Annotated in this window: 2 protein-coding genes and 1 pseudogene; all 3 read right to left on the reverse strand. The window is 69.3% G+C overall.

Annotated elements, in window-relative coordinates; genetic code table 11:
* Positions 1 to 294 precede the first annotated feature (294 nt).
* Positions 295 to 684 (reverse strand): hypothetical protein, encoded by a 390-nt coding sequence (locus VK923_00480; protein ID HSJ43143.1) that lies wholly within the window; start codon positions 682 to 684, stop codon positions 295 to 297.
* 334 nt (positions 685 to 1,018) lie between these two features.
* Positions 1,019 to 1,456: pseudogene (locus VK923_00485) on the reverse strand (DinB family protein).
* 263 nt (positions 1,457 to 1,719) lie between these two features.
* Positions 1,720 to 1,908, reverse strand: a 189-nt coding sequence (locus VK923_00490) for a hypothetical protein (protein ID HSJ43144.1), incomplete at its 5' end; no start/stop codon positions are given.

Here is a 1,908-nt window from a genome sequence, read left to right on the forward strand (position 1 = left end):
GCGCCTACAGCCCCGTGCTACGCGCCGCCGACCTGCCTCCCACCCCCGTGCCCTGGTGGAACGGCCGCACCCTCCACTTCGAGTTCCCATAACCCACCAGAACCGGGGGCGAATTCGCTGTGTGACGATCGGCGCTAACGGCTACATCCACGTCATCGACGGCGTCGTTGTGCCGGACGAAGTGCACGGTGCATCCGACTGACCACGATCGCCCTAACCTGACGCATCCGGCGGTATCCCCTGATCTCCGAGGGTCGCCGGTTCGCGGGTTGCGGCCGATGCTGAGGTCCTACCTCAGCGCATCGATCGGTGCGAGCTCGACGCGACCTTCGGCGCTGCGTGCGAGTTCGTTGTCCAGGCCACCAGCGCGTCTGCCTGCAGCTTGGTGAGGGCGATGTTCTCGGCGTTGTACGTCGACGCCACTCCCAGCCGATCCGCGACCTCCCAGGCCACCTTGCGGAGCACGGCATCGCCCAGCAGCCGCATCTTCATTCCTTGGATGTACGTCAGCCGAGCGCGCGCGACCTCCTGTGACAGCTCTCCCCGGTGGACCGCCTCGTGGAGCGCCGACAGCGTCTGTGAACGCAGCAGCGTGGGTGCGAGGAGTTCGTGCTCCTCAGCGACCTCGAACTCCGCGGCCGCGAGGTGGAGAACAGCGCTGGTGTCAACGACGAACCTGGTCATCGGGAACCCCCGATCGGTGGCCGAGCTGCGTGACGTCCCGCAGGATGTCACAAGTCGTCGTGTTCCTTCACCGAGAGACCATCGACGTAAGCGTCCGGGAATCGGTGCCCCCCGCGCCCTGACGCGGACGTCCTCTCACGAGCTGTGGCCACCGTCCGGGTCCGTCTCGAGGGGGATTCGGGCAGTGCCGACGCGCGTCACAATCGGGGCCCATCGGGAGCGGGCGCGGTGCGGCCCGCCGATCTACCGCCCTCTCCGGGTGCCCTCGGTCTTGGGGGCAATCGGTCCTCGGAGGTCACGGTCATGCCGAGCGCTGGTCGACGCATAGCGGCGACTACTCGCCTGTGGCGCCGTCGATCGCCTCGCGGAGTAGGTCGGCGTGGCCTGCGTGGCGCGCGGTCTCCTCGATCATGTGCAGCAGGACCCATCGCACGTTGAAGCGGTGCGTCCCGTCAGGTCCCGGCACCTCCGCCGTGAGGTCGTCGAGGGAGGCCATCGAGGCGACCGCCTCGCGACTGCGCTCGCAGGCCTGCTGGTAGCGGGCCACGAGCTCGACCGGGTCGTCGTCGGCCGCGGTCCGGAAGTCCCGGTCGGGATCATCGACGAAGTCGCGGTACCACGCGGCCGGCGGTTCGCCGAGCAGGGCGCGGCGGAACCAGCCGTCCTCGACCACGGCGAGGTGCTTGAGCAGCCCGGCCAGCGTCAGGTCGGAGGCGGCGGTCGTGGTGCTCATCTGCTCGCGGTCGAGGCCGTCGACCTTCATGAGGATCGTCGCGCGCTGACTGGTCTACGGCGAGGGCATGGCTGCGGTCGCGTCCAAGTGCGTCGATCCACGTCTGGTCGCGGGTGGCGTAGATGCGGTTGGTCAGCCGGCCGCGGGACAGGGCGACGTAGGCGCGTTCGGCGCTCGCCGAGGTCGAGGGTGTGAAGAGGCTGTGGTCGACGGTGGAGCCTTGCGCGGTGTCGACCGTGCGGGCGTAGCCGTAGGCGACGTGTGCGCCGACGTAGGCGACCGGCAGTGTCACGGTCGTGGGCCTACCGGGGGTGCGGTGAGCGGCGTCGAGTTGGAACCGTGACGCGTCGCCGGCGGGTGGCGGTGACGCGACCGGTCATGCCGTTGCGCACCTCGACGGTGGTGCCGTCGGGTTGAGTGAGCCGCTGGTTGCGCCGCAGGATGACCTCGTCGCCGACGGCGAGCGTGATCGTACGGTGGTCATTGGGCGA

This window comes from Euzebyales bacterium (assembly GCA_035461305.1).
In the GTDB taxonomy this organism is placed as follows: Bacteria; Actinomycetota; Nitriliruptoria; order Euzebyales; family JAHELV01; genus JAHELV01.